We start from the raw sequence: 5,389 nt of genomic DNA, 5'->3' as shown, positions 1-5,389 counted from the left end.
CCCAGTAAGGGTTTTCAAAGCTCAAAATGGCGTAGCCATTTTGAGCTTTGGTATTATTTAGTATTTGCTAAGGATTTTTGGTTCTAACAATCCCAAAAACAGAGGTATAGCCATGGAGAAATGTCGTACCGCCAACAGGACCAATTTCTCCCGAACAGAAAAAGCCACCAAACGGAATTAAGCCAAGATGTTTTTGTAACATCTCCGAATCAAAGTTGGGCTTACCATATAGCCTTTCACCCCGTCCCATACAAGAAAACATCAATGCTGCCGTGGGAGATACATTGGGAGCAGCTAAGCTCAACTGATTGGTGTAATTAATCAAAGCTTCTTCCAAATCTTCGGCTGAGGCTTTACTATCCCGTAAATGTAGTTGAATTCTTTGACCTGGACGCATCCGATCGCCTACTGCGATCGCTCCCGATCGCGGATCGACTCCGATGATATTCCGAATCAAAAAATCACCTTGGGATGGATTTGCTTTAAATTCGTTCATCACCACACCAATGAATAGTGAATGCTGCGCTAGTTCGCGATCGCTTTGATTTAAATCCCCCACCGTATCCTGTAATAAGCTGAGAGGAGGTTTGCCCTCTAAGCCTAAAATCAAATTTCGTTCACATTCAGATACCTGCAAAATCTTGCCAATTGGTCGGCAACCCTGAGCGACAACTGGATCGATAGTGATATTCCCCCAGAGAGCTACGCCAAGCAGTCCTGTCCGATAAAGTTTATATTTATCTTCTTCATGGAAACAAAATAAGGCGTTCGCTCCCATACCGCCACTACTCGCTAATCCGCCAACTTTAACAGCATTGGGATAGGCAAAATCTAAACCTTGAATTAAGTCATTAATCGGGAATGAAAATGGATCGCCAACTAATACAAAGCTTGGAGAAACCGCTGGATCGACATTGGTTAAATTTTCCCAGCGATCGGGAGGACTGTCGAGATCGGGCAACTGGTTGTCATCTAGATGAAATACCTTGCATGCAGCATCAGGCAAATGTCCAACCAATAAAGCGATCGCAGGTTTATCCTCAAATTCACGACCGTTCCCAACAATCCCACCCCCAGAACAACCAATTAATTTTTTGATTGGTAACTTTTCGGCAAGCAAAGGTAACAAGCGAGGATAGTCACTTGCAAAGGCAGTAGAAACAAACAAAAAACCTAAATCTAGCGATCGATCGCCGAGTAACGCAAGTATCTGCTGCGACAGATCCTGCACCGCAGCCTCTAAAGATATTTTTGTCGAAAGACTAGTAACCCACTTCATATACCTAGCCCTACACTGATTTCACTTCCAGACATTTCTTTATAAATTGCTGACAAGGGCTTCTGACAAACCCAAATATTCGATCTCTATATTTAAGCTTTTTTTGCTTAATATCTAAGCATAGTATCTAAGCTTACCTTGCAGCGACCTATTTCCGACATTATCTATAAATATGTCAGCATGTCAGCAATTCTCCTATAAGTAGCTGGGCATAATAAAAACCCAGAACCTGTAGCGCACGCTGCGCGTGCGCTACAGGTTCTGGGTTTTTATATTTTGCGCCTAACTACTTATCCAAATTAGATTGATTGAAGAGTTAAGTAACCATCAAACCCCAAACAAACCCCACCCACCCCAAAAAAAACTCTATTGCAGACTGAGCTCGTTACCGCCTTTGACTCGGTTTTTAATTATGCCCAGCCATTTACCGAAGGTTAAGTACCTTCACAATGACCAATAACCAATAACCAATGACCAATAACCAACAGTCTAAAATTTACAGCTTTGTTGTCGAGACTTCCCCGCAAATATCTCGCAAATATATAGGACAAGACTTGGTAAGACGCTGAAAGCACAGTAGAATTATTTCGATAACCTCATCAAATCAAGGCTATCAAGTTTAAGTTATATATACTTTACAAACTTTACAAATACGTTACCGATACATTTATTAAATCTAATTAAGTCAACGGAGAAAACAACATGCAGGATGCCATTACCAGCCTGATCGGTGCTTATGATGCAACTGGTAAATATTTTGATCGCGATGCCTTGGATACCCTCAAATCCTACTTTGCCACAGGCAGCGCTCGTTTAGCCGCGTCTTCGGCAATAACAGCTAATGCAGCATCATTGGTACGTAAAGCTGGTTCTCAGTTATTTGAAGAGGTTCCCGATCTCATCCGTCCAGGTGGCAATGCTTACACAACACGCCGTTTTGCAGCTTGCTTACGCGATCTAGATTATTATTTGCGCTACGCTTCCTATGCCTTAGTTGCAGGCAACAATGATGTTTTAGACGAAAGAGTACTGCAAGGTTTACGAGATACCTACAGCTCTCTAGGTGTACCCATTGGACCAACTGTTCAAGGTATTCAAATCCTCAAGCAACTTGTTTTTGATTTAGTGGGCGAAAATGCTGACTGGTTAGCTGCTCCCTTTGACTACATGACCCGCGAACTGAGCGAGAAAAATATTTAAGGTTTGATTTCTGACATCAAAAAAGAAAAGCGGCAAAGAAAGGTGGTACAAAGTACCACCTTTCTTCGTGATATCTACTTGCATTGGTATAGCTATATTCATTTAATACCAAATTTCAACATGGCTACGCCATGTTGAAATTTGAAAACCCTTACTGGATTTGGATTTTAATTCACAAAAGTGTTGTCACACTTTCGTGAATTGGTATAAGTCAGGAAATCAAACCCAATAGAGAGTTGCGGCGCTTCGCGCCGCAACTCTCTATTGGGTTTGATTTTTGTCCTAACTTAAGTGCATATAGATCTAAAAAAAGGAGGCTGAGCCTCCTTTTTTTAGATCTTAGATTCAATCAATCCGCCACCAAGCAGCAAGTCATCACGATAAAAAACCGCCGCTTGCCCTGGGGTAATGCTAAATTGGGGCTCATCAAAAACAATCCTCGCGCGATCGCCTACAAGGGGAATCACGGTGGCAGGTGCGGGTGCAGTCCGATAGCGTACTTGTACCTCCGCATGGAAAGGGATATCTGTCGGAGACATCGATACCCAATTCACTCGATTGATTGTGCATTCGCGCTCGTGAGCCTCAGAGCGATCGCCCACCACCACTTCATTTTTGACAGGATCAAGGGCAATCACATACAAAGGATTTGCTGCGGCTACACCTAGCCCTTTACGCTGACCGATCGTGTAGTGATACGTGCCATCATGCTCACCAAGTACGTTGCCTTTGGTATCAACGATTTTGCCTTGAATTGGCGTAAGGTATTTATCGAGGAAGGCTTTCATGGAGCCATTAGCTTCGACAAGGCACAGATCCATACTTTCGGGTTTTTCAGCGGTGGCTAAACCAAACTCGGCAGCAATTTTACGAGTTTCGACCTTAGTTGTATTACCTAGAGGAAAAACACAGCAACTTAATTCCTCTTGTCCTACTTCATAGAGAAAATAGGATTGATCCTTATTGTCATCAACTGCACGACGCAGCTCGTACCGTCCCGATTCAAAGTTGAAATTGAGCTTGGCATAATGTCCTGTGGCAATTTTATGGATACCCAATTTATCGCGGGCATATTCCATCATGGGTGTAAACTTCACGGCTTTATTGCAACGCGAACAGGGCAGAGGAGTAGAACCTGCTGCATAGCCTGTGACTAGATAGTTAATAATGCTTTGTTCAAAAACATCACGGCTGTCTACAATTTCATGGGGAATTCCTAATTCCTCGCATAATCTCGCTGCGTCTACCATCCCCTCAGAGCAGCATTGTCCCTTGCCACGCATTAACCACAGTGTCAAACCCGTGACATCATAGCCTGCACGATGCAAGAGAGCTGCCGCCACGGAGCTATCGACTCCGCCAGATAGTCCGACAACTATTTTTTCTTTTTCTTGGGTAATGTTTGACATTTGCTGCGAACGAACCACTAGACCTAAATTGTAACTTAAAGCGCAATCAGAATTGTTGGTAAGTAGCTAGTTCTTAGTAGTCGTAGGGATTTTTGGGTTCTGGGATGGGCGTAATATTACTTGCAACGACTACAAATTGGCGCTTGCCATCGGTAGTTTCCACATCTGCTTGACCTTCTATTTGTAACCAGTGATCAGGGAGATAATTAGAGCGGCTTTCAGTTGTTTTGATGGGTAGACTGACAGGATAAACGTCGGCAGCACAGCAGGTAATGACAAAGCGCGTCAATAAAAAGATATTGTCAGGACGATCGGGAGCATGGACAACAAATCCCGTAATCTTCACCTTTTGTCCCTTATAAGCATCGGGTTCGGGATAGGTACTAATGGTGCGTACCCATTCTACGAGAGTCCGATCTTCAGGACGATTGCTAGCTCGAAAGGATTTAGGAATAGTTCTAGCATCGGCAATATTTTCAATTATGCCCCGATGGATCGCTTTTTCACTGGTAAATGGACGAGGATTGACACATAAAGCAGCGATCGCCACAATCAAAAGCAAGCTGCTACTTAGAGATGGTTTGATCAATGTCACATGTTGCTGTGTGGCTGTCGTCCCGATGTAACGTCGCCGTTTTGCTACGCGCCAAGCCTCAGCAACCCCAACAACAGTGAGCCCTAATCCCGCAGTTACCGTGAGGGGAATATAATTGGGATGGACTAAAAGATATAACTGTCCCGCAAGCCAAAGCTTAAGTAGAACGATCCCCCAAGCAGCGATCGCACAGGACTCAAGCCAAGGTACAAATTTCTGCCAGTAGGAATGTAACGGCGAAGAATTAGCGGATCGAGATGGCATGAAGTATGAATACCAAATAACAAAATTAGGATCTCAAGATTAGGATCTTAAATTAACTATAGCAATCCTAAGTAGCTAGGCATAAGTAAACTTAAACCCTAGAAGGGCGTAAAGCCCGCTATGTGGGCTTTACGCTCTCTGATTTTGGGATTAGGACTGCTTGCTATATATGGTATTCCTAAATCATTGATTAAGGATCGTCCCCCAAGGAGATGAGCCTTAATCATTATCAATATTGACTAACTTATAACGTCCAGACAAGCCAGACTGAATTGTGATTTTTGATTTAGATACCCCAAATTCTTTTGCTAAAAGTTCGACTAATTCTTGATTGGCTTTGCCATCAATAGGCGGGGATTTGAGATGTACGAGCAAACTTCCATCTATTTGCTCGACGATTGCTTGTTTTTTAGAATTAGGTTTGACTTTAACCGTTTTTTTCATATACAGCTTCGTATATAGCTTTCGCTAAGTGTATTAAGTAGCTAGGCGCAATTAAATATAAAATCCTAAAACCTGTGGGGCACGCACAGCGTGCCCCACAGGTTTTTAATCTGGGTTTTAATTATGCCCAGCTATTTAAGTAGTTCAGCATAATTAAAAACCAAACCCAGAGAGCGCACCGCCCGCAAAGCGGGCGGT

General features: G+C 43.1%; 5 protein-coding genes. 1 reads left to right on the top strand and 4 read right to left on the bottom strand.

Annotated features, from left to right (window positions below):
• Positions 1-67: 67 nt before the first annotated feature.
• On the bottom strand, positions 68-1,279 hold the full coding sequence (locus tag PSE7429_RS21585; protein ID WP_009629501.1) for an FIST signal transduction protein: 1,212 nt from the start codon (positions 1,277-1,279) through the stop codon (positions 68-70).
• Positions 1,280-1,981: 702 nt separating this feature from the next.
• Here PSE7429_RS21585 and apcB point away from each other — a divergent pair.
• The gene (apcB, locus tag PSE7429_RS21580; RefSeq protein WP_009629500.1) at positions 1,982-2,479 is read left to right on the top strand and encodes an allophycocyanin subunit beta; all 498 of its coding nucleotides are present in this window, start codon (positions 1,982-1,984) and stop codon (positions 2,477-2,479) included.
• A gap of 332 nt (positions 2,480-2,811) precedes the next feature.
• On the opposite strand, the gene mnmA is transcribed toward apcB, so the two are convergent.
• From mnmA to PSE7429_RS21565, 3 genes are all read right to left on the bottom strand, one after another.
• On the bottom strand, positions 2,812-3,888 hold the full coding sequence (mnmA, locus tag PSE7429_RS21575) for a tRNA 2-thiouridine(34) synthase MnmA (protein WP_009629499.1): 1,077 nt from the start codon (positions 3,886-3,888) through the stop codon (positions 2,812-2,814).
• A 73-nt stretch (positions 3,889-3,961) separates the two neighbouring features.
• Positions 3,962-4,747: a TIGR03943 family putative permease subunit gene (locus tag PSE7429_RS21570; RefSeq protein WP_009629498.1), complete on the bottom strand. Its 786-nt coding sequence runs from the start codon at positions 4,745-4,747 to the stop codon at positions 3,962-3,964.
• A 219-nt stretch (positions 4,748-4,966) separates the two neighbouring features.
• Entirely contained in the window at positions 4,967-5,191 is a 225-nt protein-coding gene (locus PSE7429_RS21565) for a DUF167 domain-containing protein (RefSeq protein ID WP_009629497.1), read from the bottom strand.
• Positions 5,192-5,389: the final 198 nt, after the last annotated feature.

It is taken from the genome of Pseudanabaena biceps PCC 7429 (assembly GCF_000332215.1).
Classification (GTDB): Bacteria; Cyanobacteriota; Cyanobacteriia; order Pseudanabaenales; family Pseudanabaenaceae; genus Pseudanabaena; species Pseudanabaena biceps.
The sequence above is the reverse complement of the archived record's forward strand: the minus strand, read 5'-3'. Positions and strand labels throughout refer to the sequence as shown.